Below are 25,946 nucleotides of genomic sequence, written 5' to 3' on the forward strand. Positions count from 1 at the left end.
AACATACTCGTTTTCAGCATTTAGCCACAGAGGAGTTCCTGTGATGAGCAAACTATCAGAAATACCCATTAAGGTTGAAGTTTATGATGCCTTATCCGACTGGGAAGTACATACCGGTGAGGGTGAGAATGTCATTGCCAAGCGAATGAAAGGCCGATTCAGGACATTAAAAAACTTTGGCATGTCTGTCTGGCTAATCTACTTTCTCGGCCCTTACTTGCGTTGGGATGGGCATCAAGCTGTTTTACTTGATATTCCTAAACAACAATTTCACTTATTTGGTTTGACTTTATACCCGCAGGATATCTGGGTACTGTCTTTGACGTTATTGTTCTTCGCCATCTTATTGGCTGCTGCCACCAGTATTGCCGGTCGTGTCTTTTGTGGTTATTTCTGTTTCCAGACCGTATGGACTGATGTATTTACCTTTATCGAAAGCCAGTTTGAAGGCAATACGCCACAGAAACAGCGTAAATTTAATGCCGCTCCCTTGACGGCAAATAAAGCTATTCGAAAGCTCGGCAAACATATTGTGTGGTTAGTGATTGCCATCCTTACTGGCATCTCATTTTCAGCCTGGTTTACCGATGCCTATCAGTTATGGGGCGATATTTTCTCTCTTCAGGCAGCCACACCAGTTTGGGTAGCCATGGGCATATTTACTTTTTTCACATATTGGTTTGCTGGCTTTATGCGTGAACAAGTGTGTTTCTGGTTATGTCCGTATGCACGTCTGCAGGGGGTGATGTATGACCAGGAAACGGTTTTACCAGCTTATGATGCTGTTCGCGGTGAACCAAGAGGTAAGTTATCACGCTCTGGTGTGCAAGAGGCTAATAAAGGCTCGTGTATTGATTGTAAATTGTGTGTTGCTGTATGTCCCACTGGTATTGATATAAGAAAAGGTCAGCAAGAAGGCTGTATCACCTGTGGTTTATGTATTGATGCCTGTGACAGCATCATGGATAAAATCAATGAGCCAAGAGGCCTTATTCGTTACGCATCTCATAAAGAGCTTCACCAAGGTCAACCTAAAGTCAGCCTTTGGAAACGTCCTCGAGTCATTGTTTACAGTTTGATCATGGCATTTTCTATTATTGGTGTCGGCTATGGATTTACTCATTTTGAACCCACGGAATTTAATGTGGTTCACGAAAGAAGACCTTTGTATATACAAATGAGTAATGGTGACATTCAAAATAAATACACCTTAAAACTGCTGAATAAAACAGATCAGCCACTCGTTGTGAACTATCACATTGAAGGTTTGCCATCAGCCAGCGTAGTTGGTTTAGAGCAGGGCATTACGATACAGCCAGGTAAAATCGTCCCTGTCACAGCCTTAGTCAGATTACCTTCGGATACGACCTCATCGGGCTTGCATGAATTTCACTTTGTCGCCACGAGTGAAGGGAGTTCAGCCATCAGTAACCGTTATAAAGCGGTGTTTATTGCCCCTTAATTTAGGTTAGATATTACAAAAGGTTAGTTATGTATCAGTATGATTCTTATGATAAAGCGCTCGTTTTAGAGCGTGTCAGACAATTCCGTGATCAAGTGAATAGATATATCAATGGCGCGTTGTCTGATGAAGAGTTTATGCCACTGAGATTACAAAATGGTCTCTACTTACAAAAGCATGCTTACATGCTACGTGTGGCGATTCCTTACGGCACTTTGTCTGCAAATCAACTACGCACTCTAGCGGATATTGCCGATCAGTTTGATAAGGGGTATGGCCATTTCACTACACGTCAAAACATTCAGTTCAACTGGATAACGCTAGAGCAAGTGCCTGATATCCTGCAGAAACTGGCTGATGTCGAAATGCATGCTATTCAGACTTCAGGCAACTGTGTCAGAAATGTCACCACGGAAGCGTTTGCGGGTGTTTCAGCTGACGAAGTGGTTGATCCAAGGCCATACGCAGAAATTATTCGTCAGTGGTCGACGATTAATCCTGAATTCCTGTTTTTACCACGCAAATTTAAAATTGCTGTGTCTTCCTCAACCGAAGACCGTGCTGCAGTAAGAACGCATGATATAGGTCTATATCTTTATCGTGATGCTGATGATGAACAAATCAAAGTTAAAGTGATGGCCGGTGGTGGGCTAGGTCGTACACCGATCATCAGTGAGTTATTAAAAACCGATCTGCCATGGCAGGAAATGCTGACCTATCTGGAAGCCGTACTGCGTGTGTATAACCGTCATGGCCGACGTGATAATAAATATAAAGCCCGCATCAAGATTTTGGTGAAGAGTCTCGGTATAGAAGCTTTTGCCGCTGAAGTGGAAAAGGAATGGCAGAACCTGAAAGGGGGACCAGCTCAGTTAACGCAAGATGAGTTTCAGCGTGTTGCCAGACAATTTGGTATTGACTCTTATGAGGCAACAGATAGCAAAGAATATGTATATCTACTGAGTGAAAATAATGCCTTTGCCAATTGGATTAAACGGAATACACATGAACATAAACACTCAGATTATGCTTCAGTTGTGATTTCGACCAAACCTGGCCCTGCAACACCGCCAGGCGACGTGACATCACATCAAATGCGTGCTGTTGCTGATATGGCAGAACAATATGGCTTTGCAGAAATTCGGGTCACCCATGAGCAGAATCTGGTACTACCTTCAATAAAAAAAGCCGATCTCTTTGTTTTATGGACTGCTCTTCAGTCAGAAAATCTCGCTGCACCTAATATTGGCCTGCTAACAGACATGATTACCTGCCCGGGTGCTGATTACTGCTCGCTGGCAAACGCAAAATCTATCCCAATTGCTGCGGCAATACAGCAACGCTTTTCAGATTTAGATTATCTACATGATATTGGCTCACTGAGTTTGAATATTTCTGGTTGCATGAACGCCTGTGCCCATCACCATATTGGCAATATTGGCATTTTGGGTGTCGATAAGAATGGTGTGGAGTGGTATCAAATTACCATCGGCGGTGATCAAGGCAAAAATGCACGTTTGGGCAAAGTGATTGGGCCATCATTTCTGGCGGATGATGTGCCAGATGTTATCGACACGCTTATCAATGTCTTTCTTGAATACAGAGAGCAGGATGAGAGCTTCAGTGACACAGTTGATCGTATTGGAATCCCGCCTTTCAAAGAACGTGTTTACCAAACAGCGGAGATGAATTAATGAAAAATATTATTTGCCTTCGTGATACCGAGCAGCCTCTGATTATCGAGCATGATAATTGGATTTTGATCAAAGAATTGGAAGATATTGATCAACATTCCGAGCATGAAAAATTGATCTTACCGTTTAGCCTGTGGGTCGAGTCTGTTGAACATCAGCCAGCTAACAGAGCAAAAGCCGTGTGGCTGCAGAATGATGCCGATATTTATACCTTATCACCCTGGCTGGAACAGCTGGAGCTTATCGCACTCGATTTTCCTAAATTTACTGATGGTCGGGCCTATAGCCAGGCAGTAGAGTTACGAACACGACTGAAGTGGAAGGGAGAGTTGCGAGCGACAGGTGATGTATTACGGGATCAACTCAGCCATATGCATCGTTGTGGTTTCGATAGTTTTGCTGTCAGAGAGGATAAAGATGTGTTTGATGCGATTAAGGGCATTTCTGGTATTAGCACGATGTACGCTGGTTCAGTATTAAATCCTGAACCTCTGTTTAGACGACGCCAGGATATTCGCTGAATAGGGCAAAACACAGAGAGGTATAAAATGGAAACAAAACCCTATAATTACGATATTGTGAAGTTTTTTACGGTCATGGCGTGCATTTATTTGGTGATCGGCACTGGTGTAGGTGTATGGATCGCCTCTGAGCTTGCCTGGCCGGTATTAAATTTTGATAATCCTTACCTGAGTTTTGGACGGCTGCGGCCTGTTCATACCAATACGGTGATTTTTGCTTTTGCCGGCAGCACATTAATGGCGACAGCCTATTATGTTGTTCAACGCACATGCAGTGTCGCTTTATGGAGTAATAAACTGGCCTGGTTCACTTTCTGGGGCTGGAATGTTGTCATTATCGGCATGTTTATCACGCTGCCATTGGGTTATACCCAGTCAAAAGAATATGCTGAGATGGAGTGGCCTCTGGACGTATTAATCACAGTTGTCTGGTTGGCTTTTACTTTTAACTTTATTATGACTATCGCCATTCGTCGTATCTCACATATCTATGTGGCTAACTGGTTTTATCTGGCGATGATGATTGCGATTATTTATTTACATGTCGTCAATAGCCTGTCTATTCCAGTGGAACTATGGAAATCCTATTCTATTTTTGCCGGTGTTCAGGATGCGATGATTCAATGGTGGTGGGGCCACAATGCCGTTGGCTTTTTCCTGACAGCAGGCTTTCTTGCCATCATGTATTACTTTGTACCTAAACAGGCTAATCGTCCGATTTATTCTTATCGTTTGTCGGTTATTCACTTCTGGGCGTTGGTGTTTGGTTACGTCTGGTTAGGAGCTCACCATCTTCAATACACCGCGTTACCTGACTGGACTGGATCACTGGGTGCGGCTATTTCCCTGGCCATGATTATTCCTTCATGGGGTGGAGCGATTAACGGCATGTTTACCTTAAGTGGTGCCTGGGACAAACTGCGTACAGACTATATTTTACGGTTCCTGATTGTGTCATTGGCTTTTTATGCCATGTCGACATTTGAAGGCCCAGTTATGTCGTCTAAAACGGTTAATGCCTTATCTCACTATACAGACTGGACGATTGGGCACGTTCATGCGGGAGCACTGGGTTGGGTTGCCATGGTATCTATCGGTGCTATCTATCATATGGTCGAAAAACTATGGCGAGTGCCTTTGTATTCAACCAAACTGGTAAACACCCATTTCTGGATGGCGACCATCGGTACCGTTATCTACATCACAGCTATGTGGGTGTCAGGCATTATGCAAGGTTTGATGTGGCGTGCTTATGATGATTACGGCAATTTAGCGTATACCTTTGTGGAATCAGTCGCACAGATGCATCCTTATTACGCCATGCGTGCTGTGGGTGGTTTGGTCTTTTTCCTTGGTGCTGTTGTTATGCTGTTCAACGTGACGGTCACTATTCGTCAAGCGGTTAGACAAAATAAACCTGTTATTCAGTCAGCCACTTCATAAGCGATAAGGAGTCAATAATGAAATGGTTTATTGGTGAATTTTTTGCAATGGATATTGCTGCAATGACGGCTTCAGACTGGTTGGCAACCTGTATGAGCGTTTTATTAGCGATTGCGATAGGCATAACGTATTACCGGGTTTTTCATCCCAGGTATAAAGCAGAACTTGAGTCTCACCGACATCATTTAATGCATGACGACAGCTGAAATAAGAGCCCCACTGGATGTGGGGCTTTTTTTATGTATCTAAATATTGTTTAGCTTTCAATACCGCTTCAGTTCGGTTTGAGACTTGAAGTGTATTCAAAATAGCGCGGACATGAATTTTAACGGTACTTTCACTTAAGCCCATATCCAAGGCAATACGTTTATTTGAAGCACCTTTTGACATCATGGCAAATACTTCTTGCTGACGAGGTGTAAAGTCAAAGGTGTTGTTTGAAACGGCTTCACTGGGGATGGCCGGGTGAATCGAAATGCCATGGTTTAATATCAAGGTTAAAGCTTGGATAATTTCCTCATTTTTCATTGATTTAAGGATGTAACCTAAAGCACCTGCAGCCATCGCGCTCTGAGTGTCTTCAGGATTATCTGAAGAGGTAATGACAATTAGGGGAACGTCTGGAAAATGTGTCTTAATCTGTTTAATACCTGCAACGAAATTCAGGCCGGGCATGTGTAAATCAACAATGAACGCTGACCAGTCTTGTTCAGTTTGTATTCGTTGAATCAACTCATCAAAACTCGTCGCCTCAGTACAGCTATATTCGGAAAAATGTTGCGTTATCAGCATGACTAAGGCGTCACGATAAAGCTCATGGTCATCAGCAATCAGCAATTTCATGATGTTTATTTATCATTCCTTTTTGTTCTATGGCAAAGTATCGCATGACCTTATTTTGTTGTCTCCTTGATATGACCTAATCACATTGCCATGAATACGCATCAAAAGTGGTTCTTACCAAAACGCGCCCGAACTATTGCAATTTGGGCAGTGGTGGTCATGTTATGTGGTCTGTCATTTTCATTGCTCGGTTTTCTAGAGCTGCAAAAAATCACCCAACAACGACTGTTTCTGGAAACAGAAAAAAATGTAAGGTCTCATATCGAACAAATCCAAACCAATATTGATATTTCACTCGACTCACTGGGAAATGTCGCTGATTTATACCAAGCCAAGGGGGACATCAGTACTGCTCAGCTAGAACGTATATTTGATACGGAAACACATTACCATGCCGGCACACGTGGTTTAGCCTGGGTGCCTAAAGTGACTGAGCAAGCACTAGCTGTTTTTGAGGAACACGTTCGTGCCGAGGGGATAAGCGATTATCACGTTTATGAGGTTACTGGACATGGCATGCCGAAACCCGTTAATGAACATACCGTCTACTTTCCTGTGCGGGCAGTCTATCCTCCCTTAGGCACTGATCTGCGATATGGCCTTAATTTAGCTGCAGTGGCTACCCGTCAACATGTAATGAGTAAAGCAAGCAATACACACAAAACAGCCATTACCGATCGTGTTTCCATTTTTTATCAACAACAACACTTATATGGCTTTCAGGCATTTCACCCCTTATTTGACCAAGAGCAAAACCTATTAGGTTATGTGGTCGGCTTGTATGACTTTAAAGGGATGTTTGGCGATGTGTTTGATAATGATGATGTCGGCTTGGCTTTATACGATGGTAGTACAAACAGCCAACAATTGCTTTATAACAAAAATACGATATTATCCAGTGTTACTCAGTTAAGAAAAAGTAAAGATTTGCACTGGACGTTTCCATTGCAAGTAGCTGATAAACAATGGCTTATCAGTGTTTTTCCTGATGTCAGTTCACACCGGGCTTCAGAGTCACTTATTCCTTATGTTGGTCTGATTGCCGGCACATTAATCACTAGTTTACTGTCTGTTTATCTCTTTCTGGCTTTATTAAGAACCCAGCAATTAACAGAGATGAGCAGCCATCTTGCTGGCACCCATCAGCAGTTGGATATACAGAAACAGTTAAAACAATTGGCTGACGAAGCTAATGAAGCCAAGTCCAACTTATTACGTGCTGCCAGCCATGATCTCAGACAACCGCTTCATACCATCGGATTGCTAACGGAGTTATTAGCTCAAAGTCAGAGTAGCGAACAACAAAAAGTACTGTCAGGAAAAATCCATTCTGCTGTTGATAATATGAATACCATGTTTGGTGCTTTGCTGGACTTGAGTCAGTTGGATGCAGGTAAACTCACTATCCAGACTGATGTTTTTCCTGTCAGCAAGCTGTTAGATAAGTTATTTGTTGAATTTGAGGTGGTGGCAGAAGATAAAGGGCTTGAATTTCACTATATCTATAGCTCAGCAGTCATTAAAACAGACGCTAACTTACTTGAACGCATGCTGAGAAACCTGCTGAGTAATGCGATTCGCTATACAGCCAAAGGTCGCGTCATTATTGGATGCCGACGCCATATTCAATTTATCCGTATTTGTGTGCTCGACTCAGGTATTGGCATCAAACCGCAGGCACAACAGCATATTTATCAGGCTTTTTATAGGGAGGAAGAAGCCCGTAAAATGGTGGATAAAGGCTTAGGACTGGGTTTGTCGATTGTGAGTAAAACAGCGAAAAGCCTCAATTTAAATTTTGCTTTTGATTCAATAGCAGGTAAAGGCAGCCTGTTTTACATTGATGTGCCATATGCTGACAATGCCGTTGCTATGAACAGCAGCGTAATGCAACCTGCGTCATTTGAACCATTGCACCTCACTATCTGGTTAATTGAGGATGATGCTGACACTCGATATGGTATGCAACAGCTGCTGGAAAGCTGGGATTGTGACTGTCAGAGCTTTGCAGATAAAGCCACTCTGCAGAAATATCTACAGGCATCACCTCTAAAGCCAGATGTCATTTTGGCTGATTATTATTTAGCTGGAGACAATGGGATTGAGTTGAGCCGGTTGATAAGCAATTTCTACAAACAAACCATCCCCACATTGATGGTGACAGCTTCTATGGAACGGGAACAAACCATTAGGCAAGCCACTATGTTTGATGTTCTTATCAAACCTGTTAAGCCTGAATCTTTATATCTGTGGTTACGAAATAACGTTACTTAGTTCGATCGGACTAGTCCATCAGGAGAATAGTGTTAAATCGTATTGGCTGAAATAATCATACTTCCTCAAAAATATAAGAAGGAAGAGAGAATGACTACACGCACAGTTTTAAAAACCGCATTGACTGCGGCAATCATGTTGACCAGTTTATCCAGCCTTGCAGCAGGTGCTTTATCGGTTGATAAGCAGATTACCGTGAATGCTAATCCTGCCACAGTATGGAAAATGGTAGGTAACTTTAATGGTCTGGATGTCTGGCATCCAGTTGTGGTGATGAGTGAAATCAAGACCGGCCAAAATAACCAGCCGGGTGCTGAACGTCTATTAAGCCTGGGAAATGGCGCAACTATCACAGAGAAACTAACGGCCTATTCAGATGCTGATACCAGCTATTCTTATGCGATTATGGCTTCACCACTTCCTGTCAAAAACTATGAGTCGACGATTACTGTTAGCAGTGCAGGCGAGGGTAAAGCGAATGTTCGCTGGAGTTCATCGTTTGATGCGAATGGTGCTGATGATCAAGCCGCGATTGACGCAATAACAGGCGTTTATGAAGGTGGCTTAAACCAATTACAAAAAGATTTTGCTCAATAATTCCATAAGTCCGTTTTGCTTTGTTTAAGACTCTGGGAAGCTATTGCATCCCAGCGTCTTTATTTTTTCTAGCTAGTCATGATGACCTCAGCAAGTGATACCATGCACGCTGTTTATTCATTTTAATGAAATGTACATGACGCAGATACCATCAGTGATACAAGTTCAGCGAATAAAAGTCATCACGGCTGGTATTTGCGCAGTGATTTTGACAGTGGGCATCGCTCGTTTTACCTACACACCATTTCTGCCATTGATGCTTAAGCAGACAGATTTATCACTGGTCAATAGCGGTTGGTTGGCCACCTTCAATTATATTGGTTATCTGATGGGGGTGTTATTGGTGTCATTCACCAATAACCTGTCATTTAAGTTTCGTTTTTACCAGTGTTGTTTGTTAGTTGCCGTGCTGTCCACCATCGCAATGGGCATGACTACCGAGTTGTATGGCTGGGTTGTATTACGGTTCATTGCTGGAGTGAGTGGAACCGCTGGCGTCATATTATCCTCAGGCTTTGTATTGAGCTGGCTGAAGCATCACCAGTTAAAACCAGAACTTGGATTACATTTTATGGGGCTTGGCCTCGGTATAGCGATACCGGGAACAGCCGTAGTGTTGATGAACCGCTTTTTTGCCTGGGATAGTCAATGGATCCTGATGGGACTGTTTGGCATCGTATTTTTTATACCTGCCTGGTTATGGATACCACCACCACTTTCAACACAGCACAAAGCCTCGCAAACGCTAGCTGAGCCACCCCGCAGCTGGATGATAAAACTTATCTTGGCTTATGCCTGTGCTGGAGTCGGTTATGTAGTCAGTGCCACCTTTATCGTCGCTATACTTGAAAATATGCCGCAGTTAGCCGGTAAGGGTGACTGGATTTGGGTGGTGCTAGGACTTGCAGCGGCACCTGCCTGTTTTTTGTGGGATAAAGCCGCCAATAAAGCAGGGGAGATCAATACCTTATTGCTCACTTATGTTCTACAGACGGTGGCGATTCTGATCCCGGTATTTTCAGATTCATTACTAGCCAACCTGATTGCTGCCGCAATCTTTGGTTGTACCTTCACCGGCATTGTAAGTTTGATGCTGACCTTTATCGGTCACAAGTTTCCAAAAAACCCGGCAAAAGCCATGGCGCGTTTAACAATTTGTTACGGTATCGCCCAAATCATAGCTCCAGCCGCAGCGGGCTATCTGGCCAGCCATAATGGTAATTACAATCTTGATTTGATGTTGACCGCGATGATTATGGTGGCTGGAATGGTTTTTCTTATTGCCGTCAAGCGTGAAAAATTTGTCACCGTGAACCTGGATTAATCAAAAACCGTCGTGAAATGTTTTAGTAGCAGGCCCGATAGTCTGCTATCGACGTCTTTGGTCGCTAAGAAATAGGGTGATAAATAATGTGGATAGATTGGGCCATGATAAATTTATTTTGTGCATTAATTCAAAATAGCAGCGGATCACATGTTGTGAGTTAAGTTAATTTTATCTAAACTCAATCGCTCGCAATGGAGAGCACTCACAAAAGTACATTCAATTTTTTATTCTAAATTTATGTCGTCCACTTGTGAGTGCTTTCCGCCTTTTTACTCTACAGCTATAGCTTGTGTTATTTCAGATAGCCATCGAGTGAAGTTGAATATCTTTACTGGGCGGCTGACCAAAAAAGCGGCTGTATTCCCGACTAAATTGTGACACGCTGGAATAACCTACGTGCATACAGGCAGTGCTGACATCCATCATTTTTGACAGCATCAGATGTTTCGCCTCATACAGACGTAACTCTTTCTGAAACTGTAACGGGCTCTTCGACGTTATTGCTTTAAAGTGATGATGGAATGACGATATGCTCATATTGACCCGTTCAGCCAGTTCATCGACTTTCATCGGTTCAGTAAAGTTTTCCTGCAACCAGGAAATGGCAGCCGAGACTTTTTGCAGATGGGAATCTCTAGTCGCAATCTGCACGACCAGTTTGCCGATATGACTTTGTAACAGGCGGATATAAATTTCTTCCATCACTAACGGAACCAGCAAGGTTGATACTTCTGTTTGAGCTGATAAACCAATTAAACGGGTAGCTGCTTCGATAATATGCGGATTAGCCTGACCAATAAAAATCGGTTTGGTGTGTGCGGTTTTAGGCAAACCGTAGGGAAACACCTTTAGTGCCGTTTCGGCCAGCTTTTGCTGATCCATATCGATAATCAAACACAAGTAGGGTTCATCTTCACTGGCCTGAATAATCTTGGCTGAGACCGGCACCTCCGTTGAATAAACAGCCATTCTGGAATCGTCATACTCGTAAACATCACTTCCGATAATGGCGCGTTTAGCGCCTTGAGCAATAATGCAGATACCGGGCTGGCTATTACCACGAACAGCGACTTCGTCAATTTTAGATACACGAAAAACGCGGACACCTGCGATAGGTAAATCAAACAAGCCATCGTGTGGAGCATAACGGCTAAGTAATTCAGCCAAAGGTTTTGTATTCATCAGGTCTATCTAAACAAGGAAAAGGGCAGCCAGAAACTGACTGCCCGTATAGGATTAGGCCGTTAATGATGCCATATCGATGACAAAACGGTAACGCACATCAGAACGTTCCATTCGCTCAAAGGCGGTATTAATTTCATCCATTTTGATCATTTCACATTCAGGCAGAATGTTCATTCGACCACAGAAATCCAGCATTTCCTGAGTTTCTTTGATACCACCAATTAATGAGCCCGCAATGCGGCGGCGACCGAAAACCATCGGCGCTGTGTTTGGCCCTTCAATAGGACCAATCTGACCGACCATAACCAGAGTGGCATCATTATCTAATAGTGGGATGTAAGGATTAAGATCATGATTTACTGGCACGGTATCGATAATCAGATCAAAACTGGAAGCGGCAGCCGCCATTGCGTCTTCATCTTTAGATACCAAGAAGTTATGAGCGCCCAGTTCTTGCGCATCGGCTTCTTTTTTCGGTGATGTACTGATGACTGTCACATCAGCACCTAAACCAACAGCGAGTTTAATGGCCATATGACCTAAACCGCCCATGCCAACGACACCTACACGGCTACCAGGGCCGACATTCCATTCTCTCAAAGGTGAATAAGTAGTGATACCGGCACATAATAATGGCGCGGCTTTAGCCAGATCCAGATTTTCTGGCAGGCGTAATACAAATTCTTCACGAACAACGATGTGTTTGGAGTAACCACCTTGTGTCATCTCGCTGGTGATGCGATCAGGTGAGCCATAGGTCAGTGTAAAAGTATTACGACAGTATTGTTCATGGTCGTTATGGCATTCATCACATTCCTGACAGCTATCGACCATACAGCCAACAGCGACATGATCACCGACGTTATATTTGCTGACATTGCTGCCAACGGCAGTCACACGGCCGACTATTTCATGACCTGGCACAACAGGGTATGAAGACCCACCCCAATCATTTCTGGCAACGTGTAAATCGGAGTGACACACACCGCAATAGAGGATTTCCATTGCTACATCATTATCGCGTAATTCTCTACGTTCAAAGTGATATGGGGCGAGCGGGGTATCGGAGGAATGAGCTGCGTAACCAACAGTTTTCATAGATGTAACTCCCTTAGATAAAAGAATTAGAGGTGAAAATACTATAGACGGAACGATGAGAAACCACTTGCCTAATACTACAGCCTTTATGTGTGTTTCTACGTAAATTAAATGCTATCGTTTTAGTCATCCCAGTAATAAACACGGGGTAACTTACCTGTGTATCTATAGTGACTCAGTCACATCCACAACGTTCCAGAAATGGACGTTTAGCTGCCGATAACACCACCATCATTTTTAGTAATCAGCACCGTTGTTGAGCGTGGGCGTGTTTTACCATCAGAAGCCGGGTAGCTTAATCCTGGATGTTGAATATTCACCCACATCGCTTTGTAATCAGGACTCCAGGTAATCCCGGTCAGTTCACAGCCTCTCGGTCCAACTAAAAAGCGTTTGATTTCCTGCGTTTGCGGGTTGGCACATAACACCTGATTACAGCCCATGTTTGCCATGAACGGATCATCGTCATCATAGTCAGTCATAATCCACAAACGGCCATCCTGATCAAAGCCTAAACCATCAGGTGAGGAGAAAATATCTCCTTGAATATTACCGACTAAATGATCGGCTACTTTGTGACCTTCAGCATCAGTGGCGTCTTGCTTCTCACCTGCAATAACGAATAATGACCAGTTGAATGAGGTAGCTGCCGGATTGGCTTGCTCTTCCATGATTTTGATTATCTGACCATGACGATTATCAGGACGTGGGTTGGCGGCATTAACGGCAAATTCTTTGCCGCGTTTATTGTTGTTGGTCAGTGACACATAAACATCCAGATTGTGCGGATTCACTGTGGCCCACTCCGGACGGTCCATGGGTGTTGCACCTAATAGATCAGCCGCAGCCCGAGCATTAACTAAAACTTCAGCCTGGCTGGGGAAACCATTTTCTGCTGTTAGCCCTTCATTACCATGTACCAATGGTAACCAACGACCCGTGCCATCATCGTTAAAACGCCCCACATACAATGTGCCTTCATCCAATATGTCTTTATTATTGTCCATCTGGCTTTTATCAAAGCGTTGAGACGGTACAAATTTATAGACATATTCACCACGAGTATCGTCACCAGAGTAAAACGCCAACTGACCATTTTCAGCCAGTGACGGCGCTACACACTCGCGGCAGAAACGACCAAAGGCTGTGCGTTTAATGGGTTTGCTTTGCGGATCAAAAGGATCAATTTCGACGACCCAACCAAAACGATTAGGCTCATTGACGTAACCCTGATGGGGCAATGAGGTATCCGGTGTTGCATCAAAACGCGCATCAATCGTGCTCCAGCCATAATAATTGTCGTTTTTGTCATTAGAAATGCCATAACGGTGATGAGAGACACGAGATTGGTAATCTGTTTTGTCGTGATTGACGAAATAGTTATGCCAATTTTCTTCACAGGCCAGATAGGTACCCCACGGAGTGAAACCATTCGAGCAATTATTCAAGGTGCCGATAATTTCATTGCCATCAGGATCAGCGACTGTTTTGAATAGGTCATGACCGGCTAAGGGACCGCTGGCCTGCATCGGTGTTAATGTTGAGATACGGCGGTTATAGAGTGAGGGGTAAACGCGTTGCCATTCACCGTGACGGTCTTTTTTCACTTCAATGACACTGACACCGTGAGCCGCTTGTTCTTTTTTGACATCGTTGGGCAAACGTTTGCCATTGCCATCATAAATCAATCCATCGGTATGGATGGTGGGATTAATGTATTCATGATTGATCACCATCAAGCCACGATTATTGTTGTCGGGAAAGGCAAAAAAGTGCATGCCATCATGGTTATCACCAGCCTGTTTCAGCTGTTCCTGCCAGGTATTACTGGCATCGGCTTTCCATTTTGTTGCTCCTGTTTCCACCGGATCACCCCAGGAGAAGAAGGCTTTTGCCTGATAGCCATCCGCGACCACGACTTCATCAAATAAGGGATCGGTACGTGGCTGAATAGGCTGAAAACCAATATAAGGGGCAGGGGGGATGACATTCTCACCGGCAAAGGCAAAACGACTACCCATGCTCAGTCCTAGAAAGCCTATAACGGCGGCATTTAAACTGCCTTTTAAAACATCACGGCGTGATAACGCCATTTTATCCAGGCTTTTTTGCTCGGTGCTGTTAATAATCTCATCATCATAAGATGCCAGGCGTTGATGAAAATCTGAGTGTGTTGGCTGTGTCATGGCGAGTTATCTTCTTTTAATGAATACGGTATTCAAAGGTGTTACGAACATTCGGTACAGGTACCGCTTTTCCATTAACCATACGAGGCGCGTAACGAAAGGTTTTGGCAGCAGCTAATGATGGCCGTTCAAACATCGGATGGCAGTCAGCCAATACCTCGGGAGACTCTACACGGCCTTGTTTGTTTACGGTATATCGAACAGTGCAATCACCTTCCAGACCTTTACGCAAAGCAGTTCTGGGATAATCCGGTACCTGTTTTTCAATCGGTTTATAGTGTTCCACAGAAAATGTTTCAGTTGCTAGCTCGGATAGATTACTTTGTGTTTTTTGTGGCACATTTTGCTTATTACTACTTGCCAGTACTGGGCTGTCAGGCAACTTTTCTGCAGGTTTTCCTTGCTTTGTCGGTTGGCTGACAGGCGGAACCGGCTTGTCTTTAAGTGGTTTTATTTGCTTTTCTATTTTCTTTTTTACAGGTGTTTTTGGTGCGGGTTTTTCTATCGGTTTGGCTATGGGGTTTTCAACGCGTTTAAAGGCCAGTTCATTTTCAACAATACTTTGTTTAGGTTTAACTTTTGGCTCGATAACAGGTTCAGGTATAACCACCGGCTTTACCTCTTCGATCACGGCTTTTTTTACCGGCTGAGGAAGTTCGACCATGCGGATATTCACTGTTTTAACGACCGGTTCATGGTGAGTCACCGGTGTCCATGAGTGAAATAATAATGCGGCAATGGCAATATGAAACAAACCTACTTCAATTAATGCAGATTTGTTTATCTCAGAGGCAGTAAACGGTTTACTTAGATAAAGTGGATCACGCATAGCTAACTCAGGCATCGGGCGACTCCGTAATCAGGCCCACATCATCGATACCCACTTGCTGTAATGCGGCAATCGCTTTTACAACTGAAGCGTAATCCGTGGCTTTATCACCACGGATAAAAAATAGCAGCTTGTCATTCTGCTGTTTAATCTGCGCTATTTTTTCGACCATGTCATCCAAGCTGACTGCTTGATCTGAGCGGGATTGAATATCGACTTCTGAACCCACATTCCAGTAATAACTGCCATCAGCAACCACCGATAAAGTCAGAATCGTTTTCTGACTATCAGTGGGTAACGCTTCCGCTGCAACCTTAGGTAATTCAAGTTTAACGCCTTGTACCAGTAGCGGAGCTGTGACCATAAAAATCACTAACAACACCAGCATCACATCGATATAAGGCACCACATTCATTTCTGCCTTCAAGGCATGTTTAGCAACCGGTTTTCTTAGCATGACGACCTCACGCAGCCTTTGCCAATGGGGCTCGGTGCATCACTCGCTGTAATCGGGTGATGAACTCATTACCAAAATGATAATAAAGCGTACTGATAGCCCCGGCGCGTTTACTCAGCTGGTTATAAGCAACCACTGCAGGGATCGCTGCAAATAAGCCGATAGCGGTGGCAATCAGGGCTTCAGCAATACCTGGGGCCACGGTGTTTAATGTTGCTTGTTCAACCTGGGACAGGCCAATAAACGAGTTCATAATGCCCCAGACCGTACCGAACAAGCCAATGTAGGGGCTGACTGAACCAATGGTAGCCAGGTAAGAAAGACCTTTTTCAAGTTCGGCTTCCTGCTCGCCAATATTCACCAGCATGGCACGTTCTACATTTTCTACCTTCTCATCCTGCGGCATAGTGGTGATATGCTGATATTTCTCATACTCCTGCCAGCCAGCCTGAAATATGGCTGGAATCGCTTTGTGTAAAGTCGCTTTTGTTGTTGCTTCAGGTAATGACGTCATATCCGCCGTTTGTCTGAATTGCTGTTGAAACAGCTTATTTTGTTTTTCCAGACGACTTAATACATTTGAACGCCAGAGGATCAGATACCAGCTCACCATCGATGCCAGTACTAAAATCAGCATCACAATTTTTACTAAAACGCTGGCATCACTGACCAGACCCCAAATAGTCATTTCATGCATTGCAGTTTCCATGATTGACTCCTTATTTGCTCAGTTTAGACAGGCCGAGTTGATCAGCAATCTCTGACCAGGGCACATATTTGAAGTTTTGATTTTCCAATGGCATGCGATTGCGTCCATCCTGAACAACTAACATGCCTTGCTGCCATGGTTGGCCAAAATTGACGCTACTGACATCCAGACCATCTGTTTCTGAAACACCATCAATGCCGGCTGCTGTATTAAAGCCAATACGAAATACACCGCGATAAGTGAAGGGTGGCAGAGCATCAAGCACAACATAGCTATCATTGCCCTGACTGGATATCACTAGATAATCCTGTTTGTCGTTCTGATACAAACTGATCCCTTCGATATCGTCTTTCAGATGTTCACCGACAGGCATGACCTGAGTCATCACCGTAGATTGATCGGCACGGGCATCAAGTGTCCAGACTGCTCTGTTTTCTTCACCAATAAATAAACGATCATGTTTATCATCGGCCACACAGCCTTCAGGTTGCGTGGCAACTTTAAATTCACGGACCAATTCACCGGCAATCTTGCCTTGTTTGTCCTGCATCTGATATTGGAAAAAGCGGCCGTCTTTATCATTCACAATGGTGTAGATATCACCTTGTTTATTTTTATACATACAAAGGCCATAAATATCCTGTGCCGTGGTGCTAACTTCCCCCATTTCAGTGACAAGACGACTTGCTGGATCGATGGCAAACACATGCAGTGAGTTATGATCACGATTGCTGGCAACCGCTAAATCAATCTGTTTACCATTGAAATGAAAACCATGACGGACATCGACATTATTCAGTCGTCCAACAGGCAAAAATTGCTGGGTTTTGCCTTTTAAATCATAAACAACTAAACCGCCTTGTTTATCCGTACCTAATATCAGACTTTGTTCAGGGTTGGCTTTGTTGACCCAGATAGCTGGATCATCAGCCGCATCGCCTAAGCTTGGTACAGCATCGGTTTGTATTGCTGGTTTAACCAGCGGGATAGGCGGGGGCGATGTCAGCGATGTATGCGTCCATGGTAAGGTATAAAAAGCAATTCCAGCATCGTGTTTGATAGCAATCTCTAACTGCTCACCGTCCACTCTTGCACTGATACCCTCAGGCTCTAGCACATTGTGCAGAGCAAATTCGGACTGATGTTGCCAACTTCCTTTGTTATCGATATAAGTGTGTAACACGTTGGCTTTTGCATCGAGAACTAACAAGCCACCGGGTACAATTGCCATGCCAACAGCACTTTTTGTCAGCTGTCCAAAAGGGTGGGTCATCGCAATTGGGAAACGGCTCAATTCTGCTTCTGGATGGGCATCATAAGCCCAGATGCCTACCTTTTCTTCATTGATATACAGTCGTGACTGAGCGTCATCTACCTGGCAGTATTCACTATCAGGTGGCGTGCTCAGATGGCGAATTAATTGAGGGAGAGCAATGGGGGAGGTAGCATCAGCTACCAACCATTGCTCTCCTTGTCCCTGTTCACCAACCAGAAACAAGAACCCATTTTGTGCTTCATCCTGATATAGACAAACCCCTTCGATTTTAAAGGCGGGTTTAGGCAGATAGGTGGTTGCTGTCCAGTTATCAGAAGCGCCATCGAGAACAGTCAGCATGGCTTGTTGGCGATCCAGATCTACGGTTGCCAACAGCAATCCTTGCTTCAACTGTCGATGATCTATGCTGCCAAAGTGACCTTTTAATAAACTGAGTGTTTTGCCTTGATTGTTTTCAAGCGCAATACCTTTGTGTTTGTAAGACACCAGACGGTCAGCCTTGGGAATACCGGTTTTACTAACTAGCTGTGCTGACTCAATATGTGAATTACCTTCTGCATTGATGGCTTTGAGCGTGTCATCTGCAAGCACAGAAAGGGGTAAAGACATCATCATTAATGATGCTAATAATTTCGGTTTTAATGTTAAATTTTTCATTTTATATTCTATATTTATCAATATGTTTTAGAAGTTAGTTAAAGTAAATCCAATTTTTATACTTGGACCGTATTCTTCATATTGATTGTTGTATGCTTTACTACCGGTATAAACGTAGTAGTGTTCATCGGTCAGATTTTTCGCTTCCAGGCTGATTTGAGCATTTTTGCTGATAAAGTAGCTGCTGCTAAAATCAAGGAACACCTGATCATCTACATACGCGTCATGGTTTTTATCACTGACAGCGGCGACTTCTTTCAGATAAGACGATTTGTAGTTAGCAGATAAACGCATGCTGACTTTTTCGTTTTCCCAACCGAGCATGAAATTACCGACCCGTTTTGATTGACCGGGTAAATCAATGCTGCGTTTGGTATTCTGACCTTCGATATCCGCTTCAGAATGACTGAGTGTGAAATTAGCGCCCACTAATAAGCCATCCCATGGTGAGGGTAGCCAGCTTAACTTTTGGCTATAAGCCAGTTCTAAACCATAGACTTTCGCGGTATCACCATTTTTGAATGTTTTAGCTTCTTTGAAATTCTGGAATGCACCTGAGCCTGCTATATCCGTTTCATAAACAAAATCAGAAATATCTTTATAGAAACCATAGGCAGAGATTGCACCAGCACGACCCATGTAATGTTCGATGCCTAAATCAAAGTTATTAGCTGTCATTGGATCTAGCGTTGGATCGCCAAAACTGGCTTTGTTACCACTTTCAATAGAAAAACCAGGAGCGAGCGCTTCAAATGTGGGTCTAACAACACTATTGGTCCACGCAGCTCTTACTTGGGTTTTATCATCGATGTAATAACGTGCATGAAGGCCAGGCAACCAGTGGTGATAATTATTTTTGCTGGAGATTTCCTGGAATACATCATCGCGAATACCGGTTCCTTTGGCCTCAAAGTCAGTTTGCTCATAGCGCATACCCGCGATGAGAGTCCAGTTATCCAGATCCAAGGTATTCATCACATAGGCCGCATTAATATCTTCGTTCATAACGTAGTCATTAATACGTGTTTCTTCTGTATTAATATTGCTGTCAAAATTCAGCTTTGACAGCAAATTCTTGATAGCGGAGCTACTGATGCCCGGCCCGTAATTATTTAATGAATAATCAACATTACTGCCGGCAAACGCACCTAAACCAGTATCGTTAGAGCCAAAGTTTTTAAACTCCCAGGCATTGGTGTCATTATCTTTCTCGCGACGTGATAGCTTGCCACCGAATTTCACTTGTGAGGCATAGTTGTGAATAGTGAAATCACGGGCAAGATCAAACTTTAGATTTTTTTCGGTATCGGTGGTTTTTTGTTCTTCCCATTCGATTTTATCCAGTGAAAAACTACTGGGGTCGTAGTAATCAGAACCTGCAAATAAGCGTGGTTTTGAGGTATCCGTAAATCCGACGTTATCAAAGCCACCCTCAAACTTAGCACCAGCAATATGACCCGGCGTATCCTCACTGGCGCGGCTGTAACCTATCTGACCATCAATCGTCCACAAGCCAATAATCTTTTCTCCACCCAATACATAGGATTGGATCTCTTGTGTTTCTTTACGGTCTTTTAATTCACGATAGCCTGTCGCGCCGGTACCTGATTCACTCGGTAGCTGTGGACTGTCAAACTCCATACCCGCTGCGTTACGAGTTTCGGTATCAGTGAAACGGCTAAATAAGGTACGTAAGTAATAATTTGTGTAAATGTCAGCTTTGTAATCGAAGTTAACGCCTAAACCTAAGCGCTCACGTTCAATTTCATAATCACGTTGTTCAAGTTCTTCTAAACGAGCTTGGTCAGTGAATTCCCATTTGCCACCGGTTTCCACATTATCAGAACCAAACTTTCGTTTTTGCCAGCTCAATGCGGCGGCGACACCAAAGTTATCAACACCATCACCGATACTGAAAATATTACTCACCGCCCCGGATCCTTTAGGGCTGGTTTTATCAATATTGTCATCGTAACTGCCTTCAGCAGACAGGGTGTAGAACAAACCATCATGATCAAAAGCCGATAAACTCTCTACATTGATGGTGCCACCCAATGAGTTGGCGTCCATATCGGGGGTCAGTGTTTTAACGACCGATAATGACTGCACTAACTCACTGGGTAATACATCCAATGCCACCGCACGTGTGCCACTTTCTGGCGAAGGGACATTGGTACCATTAATATTGACAGCATTAAGTTCAGGCGCCAGTCCGCGTACCGTGACAAACCGACCTTCGCCCTGATCATTCTCTACCGATACACCAGGCAGACGCTCTAATGCTTCTGCTGCATTGTCATCGGGTAACTGGCCGATACCGTCAGCATGTACAACACTCTCAATGCTGTTTGAGTTACGTTGCTCTTTGAGCGCTTCATCAATCTGTACTGCTTGCCCTACGACACGGACTGTTTCCAGATTAATATCCTCTTCTGCATGAGCACTGCTGATAAAGCTGGCAATTCCGAGTGCAATCAGGCTGAGTTTAAAGCTCGGTCGTTCAATGGTTTTGTCTATTGTTTTCATAACTACCCTTGTCGTCATAGTGGTTTGATGGCGGCAAGTGTATGAAGGCTAAATGACAGTTAGATGACAGTGAAAATTTAAAATATTTAAAATCAATAACTTATGGTTTGCGTTTGCTTGATATTGAGCTGATATGACTTATGATTTGCAAAATAAACTGATGCTCAATACTGCAAGCCTGTAAACGGATAAGTTAAATAAAAACAATGATGTAAATAGAATTTTGTGCAACGGGTAATGTAAAAAAATGAAAAAATAAGACAATTTTTGTGAGCTGATTTGACTGCTAACTTTGTCATAAGTCTGTCATTTTTTTCGCGTAGTGTCGCCGACATTCAGTTAATTACTGCAGTCAGAGTTCGGTTAAACCAATGAAAAAAAGACCTTTTTTACACACATCCTATTTTTACGGACTGGCGCTGGCCTTCATTACTGGTTTCGTTATCATGCGAACATGGGGGGAAGTGAAGGCCATATCAGCGATAAATTGGCTTGATGTTATGTCTGAAGGTGGAATGGTGATTCTGGCCTTATTCTGGCTGGCATTATTGCTTCGTAGCCGACCGGCGGGAAGGGTGACACAACTATTAGCTCTGGGTTTATGTGCTATCGCTTTCTCGTGGAGCATGGATTTCATGGATGAATTTATCCATATGCCTTCGACATTAATCTGGCATAACTGGTTGGAGAGTATGCCGATTCCACTTGCTTTAGTGCTGTTAAGCTTTGGCATTTATCACTGGCATCAGGAAGAAATTGCCATCAGTGCCCAAATGGTAAAACGTGAACGTTATTTCCGTGAGCATCGTTTATTTGACAAGCTTATCCCTATTGGTGGTGCGGCATACCTCAAAAAGCAGCTCAAACTCTCTCTCAATGAAAGTAAAAAACAGCAGCAACCTTTAGCCCTGATAGCGATTGATTTGGATGACTTTAATGTGATTAATCGTTTGTACGGGGTGGAAGAGGGTGACCATATATTGCAGCTGGTCTGCCAATTATTATTACTGAACCTTCGTGATGAAGATTTAATCTGCCGCCTGGCCGGAGATCGTTTTATTGTCTTGCTTCACAATACCAATGAAGCAGATGCAAAGCAGCTCAGTCTGGATCTTCAAAATGCAGTAGCCAGTTTTGCTTATCGAACTAAAGCGCATCATCAGCGTGTTTACCTAAGCGCCACTTGTGCTATCACTATGGCAAAAACAGATGACTCTGACTCGCTGATTAAACGCTTAAATTTACAACTAAGCCAAGATAAGCAGCGTGTGGTCGCGGCTAGTTAACTCATGACAAAACTGGTTAAAACAACAGGGTATGAAATTGATACGCCCTGCATCGCTAGCCATTATCAACCTGCATTATTAGCAGAGTTGGCATTATCGCGTGATATTTCGGCATATCAATTATTAAAGGGCGCGCGATTGCAGTTAGACGACTTTGCACTGGCAGAAAAGCGTATCAGTCCAGATCAATACCTGACATTAATAAAAAATTGTCAAAAATTAATTGATGCTGATGATATCAGTTTTTTATTGGGTCAGCGCTTATTGCCTGGTTTTTATGGCGCGGTAAGCCAAGCTTTGCAACAAGTGACTAACTTGCGTCAGGCCATTGAAATTCTTTGTGATTACCATTCAATTTTGTCGCCCTTATATACCCCTCGTCATTATGAAAATGATGAAGAGGTATTTTTGTTCTGGTTAGACAGCACAGGAAGTCATGAACAAGAGACCTTTATTATTGAATCTCATATCACTGCATTTGTTTCTATGGTGGCTTGGTTAGCCAGTGAAAAAGTGCCCTGGCATTATGAGTTCACTTATGCTGAGCCAGATTATATTGAGCAGTATTGGGTAAATTTTGGACAAAACATCAGCTTTAATAAGCAGATGAACCGTTTGCGTTTATCCAAACAGTTTCTGGATAAGCCCTGGCCTAATGCCTCAAAACTGGGTATTCATGGGGCGCTTAGAGAAAGCCATAAACAGTTAGCAGAGGAATATAGTCAGTACAGTTTTCTTGACCAGCTCTATGACTATATTCAATTACATATCAATGAACCGCTCAATCTGGATAAGGTGTCATTTGCCTTTGGAATCAGTCCGGCTTCAATGAAGCGTAAATTAAAAAAACACCACACCAGCTTTCAACAACAAATTGATCTAGTCAGAAAACACACAGCGATTTATTTGTATGAAGTCAAAAAAATGAATAGTCAGCAAATTGCAGAATATCTCTGCTTTAATGATATGAATAATTTTCGCCGGGCTTTCAAACGTTGGACCGGTATTTCACCGTATCTGTTATTTGCACAATAATTTGAAGTGGTTAACACAATTTTGTTTTATGGCTTAATTACTTAAGCCTCCCTTAATCTCGTTCAGCAAGAATTCAGTTTCGTAGGTTTATAACAGAACTGTAGCTAAGCGTTAGCTCAGTCAATTTAAGGAGTCATCCTATGAACAGATTAAATACCTTTCTCTCTATCAGTGCCCTAAGTATCGCTAGCTCAGCCTCTGTTGCCGTTGCCGATAACAAAGGCTTTGAGTCAAAAAAACTAGATAGTGTTACCAGTACGAGTCTTATTGATAGCCAAGAGCAAACAAGGCATCACACAGATATCAATAAGCACCAAGAAATAACAAAAAAATAAATTGCTAATGATGAATCTTCTAACTGTTACCGATTTCACTCCTCATCGGTAACAGTTTTTTTTGTGCGATAACAAACGATTCATTTTCTACTGTAATATCTATCTAAACTAAGCAGACAACGACGTCTTTAATTACTGAATCAGGTAATCGGAGAAATACAAAATGCGTCGTTCTGAACAAACTACCATCAAGACCTCCTGTCCACGAGACTGTTATGACAGTTGCGGTATTTCAGCCATTGTTATTGACGGCAAAATTAACCGTGTTTTAGGCGATAGCGATCATGAAATGACGCATGGCGCACTTTGTGCTAAATGTGCCTTTGTCTATAACGGTGTCTGGATTGACCCTAAAAAACGTTTAAGCCATCCATTACGACGCACGGAAGCTAAAGGCACTCACTCATACCAAGAGGTGAGTTGGGATGAGGCCTTAACTGACATTTCGCAGCGGCTTCACTCTATTATCGAAGAGTACGGTGGCCAATCAATTTTACATACTCATTACACTGGAATTTGCTCTCTTATTGCCGGAAATTTTCCTTTACGATTTTTTAACCGTATCGGCGCAACAGAAGTTGATCCGGACACGGTCTGTAACAAAGCCGGACATGAGACGTTAAGCTTAATGTTTGGTCAGTCAATGAATGGCTTTGACCCGCGCACAGCAAAGGATACCGATTGTCTTATCATTTGGGGAGCCAATCCTTCTGCCAGTGCGCCGCATGTGCATAAACGCTGGCTACCTGATGTTAAGCAGCATGCCAAAGTCATCGTCATAGATCCTATTCGCCATGAGACGGCTGATTTCGCCGATTTACATCTGCAACTCAGGCCAGGAGCAGATGCCGTGCTCGCTTTTGCCTTACTGCATGTTCTTGCACGCAACGACGATTTGGACCAGACATTTATTACCAATTCGGTGCTAGGTTGGGATCAAATCATCGATGAAATTGACAAAACCACGCCTGAAGTCGCTGCAGCTATTACCGGTGTGGCAGTAACTGATATCGAAACAGCTGCAGAGTGGTTTGGCTTGGGACGATCAATGTTGTGGTTGGGACAAGCATTACAGCGGCAGACACACGCAGGTAATATCATGCGTTCTGCCAGTTTATTAATTGCCGGTACCGGTAATATTGGCAAACCCGGTAGCGGATTTTTGTATATTAACGGGGCTGAGGCTCGTCAAATTAACCTTGATTGGCTCAGTGGTGCGGCATTGAACTCTTCGGCTACACAAGCGATTAGCCATATGGATCTCGCAGAGAGATTAGCTAATTCAGACAAGAGCAAGGCTTTGTTTTCCTGGAATAATAATATTGCTGCCTCTAATCCTCAGCAAAAGGCGTTACATCAGGCACTAAGCCGTGATGATTTATTTCATGTTGCCATTGATCTGTTCCATACCGACACGACTGCCTTTGCTGACTATATCTTGCCAGCATCCTCATTTCTTGAGTTTGATGATGTCTTATTACCTTACTTTCACTATGACGTATCGGCCATAAACAAAGTTATCGAACCTATTGCTGAGAGTCTGCCTAATCAGGAAATATTTCGTCGATTAGCTGCGGCGATGGGATTTAACGATGAGGAGCTATTCGAGTCAGACCAAAGTTTGATTGAGCAAATCTTTCAACAACTTAACATGCCTGTCAGTTTCGATGAGCTAAGAAAGAAAGGCAGTATGCCTTGGTCTGAACAGCCACTTATTCATTATTCTGATGGTGTTTTTCCAACAGCCAGTGGCAAAATTGACGTCGCATCAGATAACTGGCTGGCAGCTGGTTTAAACAAAAGCCCTGTAGCCATCGCTGATCAACCACCAAAAACGCATTATTTACGCCTTTTATCGCCGGCTGATCCTTTTCTGATGAATTTCAGTTATGGCAATGACGACAAAATTGCAATGAAAACAGGTAAAGCCAGTGTCAGCATTCACCCGCAAGAACTCGCAGATAGACAACTGGTTTCAGGGCAAAAAATCACACTGAAGAATCACTATGGTGAGCTTGAGGTTATCGTTGTTGCGAGTGACCGGATACCGCGAGGAGTGGCGTTATTACCAAAAGGACGCTGGCCGTCGTTAGAAAAAACAGGTGCCAATATTAATATCCTCAACGACGGGGCAAAGACCGACATTGGCCAAAGCAGTGCTGTACATAGTATTGAAGTGGAGCTAGTTTCCTAAAAAATATAAAAC

Annotated in this window: 21 protein-coding genes; 12 read left to right on the plus strand and 9 right to left on the minus strand. The window is 43.3% G+C overall.

The window, feature by feature from the left end:
- Positions 1-43: 43 nt before the first annotated feature.
- Genes ccoG through B2248_RS07355 form a run of 5 tightly spaced genes read left to right on the plus strand, consistent with a single transcriptional unit; the run spans position 44 to position 5,326 of the window.
- The gene (ccoG, locus tag B2248_RS07335) at positions 44-1,462 is read left to right on the plus strand and encodes a cytochrome c oxidase accessory protein CcoG (RefSeq protein ID WP_273180355.1); all 1,419 of its coding nucleotides are present in this window, start codon (positions 44-46) and stop codon (positions 1,460-1,462) included.
- A 29-nt stretch (positions 1,463-1,491) separates the two neighbouring features.
- Positions 1,492-3,156, plus strand: a complete 1,665-nt coding sequence (locus tag B2248_RS07340; RefSeq protein WP_273180357.1) for a nitrite/sulfite reductase — start codon at positions 1,492-1,494, stop codon at positions 3,154-3,156.
- Positions 3,156-3,677 (plus strand): DUF934 domain-containing protein, encoded by a 522-nt coding sequence (locus tag B2248_RS07345; protein WP_273180358.1) that lies wholly within the window; start codon positions 3,156-3,158, stop codon positions 3,675-3,677. Before B2248_RS07340 ends, B2248_RS07345 begins: the two co-directional genes overlap by 1 nt.
- Positions 3,678-3,704: 27 nt before the next feature.
- Complete coding sequence (ccoN, locus tag B2248_RS07350; RefSeq protein ID WP_273180359.1) at positions 3,705-5,120, plus strand: cytochrome-c oxidase, cbb3-type subunit I; 1,416 nt, start codon at positions 3,705-3,707, stop codon at positions 5,118-5,120.
- A gap of 17 nt (positions 5,121-5,137) precedes the next feature.
- Positions 5,138-5,326 carry a hypothetical protein gene (locus B2248_RS07355; RefSeq protein ID WP_273180360.1) on the plus strand — a complete coding sequence of 63 codons (189 nt, stop codon included), beginning with the start codon at positions 5,138-5,140 and terminating at the stop codon, positions 5,324-5,326.
- Between the two features lie 31 nt (positions 5,327-5,357).
- Here the strand turns inward: B2248_RS07355 and B2248_RS07360 are convergent, their stop codons facing one another.
- Positions 5,358-5,963 carry a response regulator transcription factor gene (locus tag B2248_RS07360; protein ID WP_273180361.1) on the minus strand — a complete coding sequence of 202 codons (606 nt, stop codon included), beginning with the start codon at positions 5,961-5,963 and terminating at the stop codon, positions 5,358-5,360.
- Between the two features lie 90 nt (positions 5,964-6,053).
- On the opposite strand from B2248_RS07360, the gene B2248_RS07365 reads away from it, so the two are divergent.
- From B2248_RS07365 to B2248_RS07375, 3 genes are all read left to right on the plus strand, one after another.
- Entirely contained in the window at positions 6,054-8,237 is a 2,184-nt protein-coding gene (locus B2248_RS07365) for a CHASE domain-containing protein (protein WP_273180363.1), read from the plus strand.
- Between the two features lie 90 nt (positions 8,238-8,327).
- A complete protein-coding gene (locus B2248_RS07370) occupies positions 8,328-8,834 on the plus strand; it encodes an SRPBCC family protein (RefSeq protein WP_273180365.1) in 507 nt (168 codons plus the stop codon).
- A 136-nt stretch (positions 8,835-8,970) separates the two neighbouring features.
- Positions 8,971-10,158 carry a YbfB/YjiJ family MFS transporter gene (locus B2248_RS07375; RefSeq protein WP_273180367.1) on the plus strand — a complete coding sequence of 396 codons (1,188 nt, stop codon included), beginning with the start codon at positions 8,971-8,973 and terminating at the stop codon, positions 10,156-10,158.
- A gap of 300 nt (positions 10,159-10,458) precedes the next feature.
- Here the strand turns inward: B2248_RS07375 and B2248_RS07380 are convergent, their stop codons facing one another.
- The 8 genes from B2248_RS07380 to B2248_RS07415 form a co-directional block, all read right to left on the minus strand.
- Entirely contained in the window at positions 10,459-11,343 is an 885-nt protein-coding gene (locus B2248_RS07380) for an AraC family transcriptional regulator (protein ID WP_273180369.1), read from the minus strand.
- A 54-nt stretch (positions 11,344-11,397) separates the two neighbouring features.
- Positions 11,398-12,444, minus strand: coding sequence for an NAD(P)-dependent alcohol dehydrogenase (locus tag B2248_RS07385; protein WP_273180370.1), 1,047 nt, complete (start codon positions 12,442-12,444; stop codon positions 11,398-11,400).
- Positions 12,445-12,653: 209 nt separating this feature from the next.
- Entirely contained in the window at positions 12,654-14,630 is a 1,977-nt protein-coding gene (locus B2248_RS07390) for a PhoX family protein (RefSeq protein ID WP_273180371.1), read from the minus strand.
- 16 nt (positions 14,631-14,646) lie between these two features.
- Positions 14,647-15,474 carry an energy transducer TonB gene (locus B2248_RS07395; protein ID WP_273180373.1) on the minus strand — a complete coding sequence of 276 codons (828 nt, stop codon included), beginning with the start codon at positions 15,472-15,474 and terminating at the stop codon, positions 14,647-14,649.
- Entirely contained in the window at positions 15,467-15,916 is a 450-nt protein-coding gene (tolR, locus tag B2248_RS07400; RefSeq protein ID WP_273180374.1) for a protein TolR, read from the minus strand. The genes B2248_RS07395 and tolR overlap by 8 nt, the downstream gene beginning before the upstream one ends.
- Before the next feature lie 7 nt (positions 15,917-15,923).
- The gene (gene tolQ / locus B2248_RS07405; RefSeq protein ID WP_273180375.1) at positions 15,924-16,625 is read right to left on the minus strand and encodes a protein TolQ; all 702 of its coding nucleotides are present in this window, start codon (positions 16,623-16,625) and stop codon (positions 15,924-15,926) included.
- Positions 16,626-16,635: 10 nt separating this feature from the next.
- Complete coding sequence (locus B2248_RS07410) at positions 16,636-18,558, minus strand: phytase (RefSeq protein ID WP_273180376.1); 1,923 nt, start codon at positions 18,556-18,558, stop codon at positions 16,636-16,638.
- A gap of 27 nt (positions 18,559-18,585) precedes the next feature.
- A complete protein-coding gene (locus tag B2248_RS07415; protein ID WP_273180377.1) occupies positions 18,586-21,084 on the minus strand; it encodes a TonB-dependent receptor in 2,499 nt (832 codons plus the stop codon).
- Positions 21,085-21,455: 371 nt separating this feature from the next.
- On the opposite strand from B2248_RS07415, the gene B2248_RS07420 reads away from it, so the two are divergent.
- The 4 genes from B2248_RS07420 (at position 21,456) to B2248_RS07435 (ending at position 25,934) form a co-directional block, all read left to right on the plus strand.
- Positions 21,456-22,370: a GGDEF domain-containing protein gene (locus tag B2248_RS07420; protein ID WP_273180378.1), complete on the plus strand. Its 915-nt coding sequence runs from the start codon at positions 21,456-21,458 to the stop codon at positions 22,368-22,370.
- Between the two features lie 3 nt (positions 22,371-22,373).
- Positions 22,374-23,405: an AraC family transcriptional regulator gene (locus tag B2248_RS07425; protein WP_273180379.1), complete on the plus strand. Its 1,032-nt coding sequence runs from the start codon at positions 22,374-22,376 to the stop codon at positions 23,403-23,405.
- Between the two features lie 140 nt (positions 23,406-23,545).
- Positions 23,546-23,740 (plus strand): hypothetical protein, encoded by a 195-nt coding sequence (locus tag B2248_RS07430; RefSeq protein ID WP_273180380.1) that lies wholly within the window; start codon positions 23,546-23,548, stop codon positions 23,738-23,740.
- A 163-nt stretch (positions 23,741-23,903) separates the two neighbouring features.
- A complete protein-coding gene (locus tag B2248_RS07435) occupies positions 23,904-25,934 on the plus strand; it encodes a molybdopterin-containing oxidoreductase family protein (protein WP_273180381.1) in 2,031 nt (676 codons plus the stop codon).
- Positions 25,935-25,946: the final 12 nt, after the last annotated feature.

Origin of the sequence: Methylophaga sp. UBA2012 (genome assembly GCF_002335235.1) — a bacterium.
GTDB classification, from domain to species: Bacteria; Pseudomonadota; Gammaproteobacteria; order Nitrosococcales; family Methylophagaceae; genus Methylophaga; species Methylophaga thalassica.

Bases quoted from the DNA above. Each gene is read 5' to 3' on its own strand.
- ccoG (WP_273180355.1), top strand. From the start codon at position 44: ATGAGCAAACTATCAGAAATACCCATTAAGGTTGAAGTTTATGATGCC.
- B2248_RS07340 (WP_273180357.1), top strand. From the start codon at position 1,492: ATGTATCAGTATGATTCTTATGATAAAGCGCTCGTTTTAGAGCGTGTC.
- B2248_RS07345 (WP_273180358.1), top strand. From the start codon at position 3,156: ATGAAAAATATTATTTGCCTTCGTGATACCGAGCAGCCTCTGATTATC.
- ccoN (WP_273180359.1), top strand. From the start codon at position 3,705: ATGGAAACAAAACCCTATAATTACGATATTGTGAAGTTTTTTACGGTC.
- B2248_RS07355 (WP_273180360.1), top strand. From the start codon at position 5,138: ATGAAATGGTTTATTGGTGAATTTTTTGCAATGGATATTGCTGCAATG.
- B2248_RS07360 (WP_273180361.1), bottom strand. From the start codon at position 5,963: ATGAAATTGCTGATTGCTGATGACCATGAGCTTTATCGTGACGCCTTA.
- B2248_RS07365 (WP_273180363.1), top strand. From the start codon at position 6,054: ATGAATACGCATCAAAAGTGGTTCTTACCAAAACGCGCCCGAACTATT.
- B2248_RS07370 (WP_273180365.1), top strand. From the start codon at position 8,328: ATGACTACACGCACAGTTTTAAAAACCGCATTGACTGCGGCAATCATG.
- B2248_RS07375 (WP_273180367.1), top strand. From the start codon at position 8,971: ATGACGCAGATACCATCAGTGATACAAGTTCAGCGAATAAAAGTCATC.
- B2248_RS07380 (WP_273180369.1), bottom strand. From the start codon at position 11,343: ATGAATACAAAACCTTTGGCTGAATTACTTAGCCGTTATGCTCCACAC.
- B2248_RS07385 (WP_273180370.1), bottom strand. From the start codon at position 12,444: ATGAAAACTGTTGGTTACGCAGCTCATTCCTCCGATACCCCGCTCGCC.
- B2248_RS07390 (WP_273180371.1), bottom strand. From the start codon at position 14,630: ATGACACAGCCAACACACTCAGATTTTCATCAACGCCTGGCATCTTAT.
- B2248_RS07395 (WP_273180373.1), bottom strand. From the start codon at position 15,474: ATGCCTGAGTTAGCTATGCGTGATCCACTTTATCTAAGTAAACCGTTT.
- tolR (WP_273180374.1), bottom strand. From the start codon at position 15,916: ATGCTAAGAAAACCGGTTGCTAAACATGCCTTGAAGGCAGAAATGAAT.
- tolQ (WP_273180375.1), bottom strand. From the start codon at position 16,625: ATGGAAACTGCAATGCATGAAATGACTATTTGGGGTCTGGTCAGTGAT.
- B2248_RS07410 (WP_273180376.1), bottom strand. From the start codon at position 18,558: ATGAAAAATTTAACATTAAAACCGAAATTATTAGCATCATTAATGATG.
- B2248_RS07415 (WP_273180377.1), bottom strand. From the start codon at position 21,084: ATGAAAACAATAGACAAAACCATTGAACGACCGAGCTTTAAACTCAGC.
- B2248_RS07420 (WP_273180378.1), top strand. From the start codon at position 21,456: ATGAAAAAAAGACCTTTTTTACACACATCCTATTTTTACGGACTGGCG.
- B2248_RS07425 (WP_273180379.1), top strand. From the start codon at position 22,374: ATGACAAAACTGGTTAAAACAACAGGGTATGAAATTGATACGCCCTGC.
- B2248_RS07430 (WP_273180380.1), top strand. From the start codon at position 23,546: ATGAACAGATTAAATACCTTTCTCTCTATCAGTGCCCTAAGTATCGCT.
- B2248_RS07435 (WP_273180381.1), top strand. From the start codon at position 23,904: ATGCGTCGTTCTGAACAAACTACCATCAAGACCTCCTGTCCACGAGAC.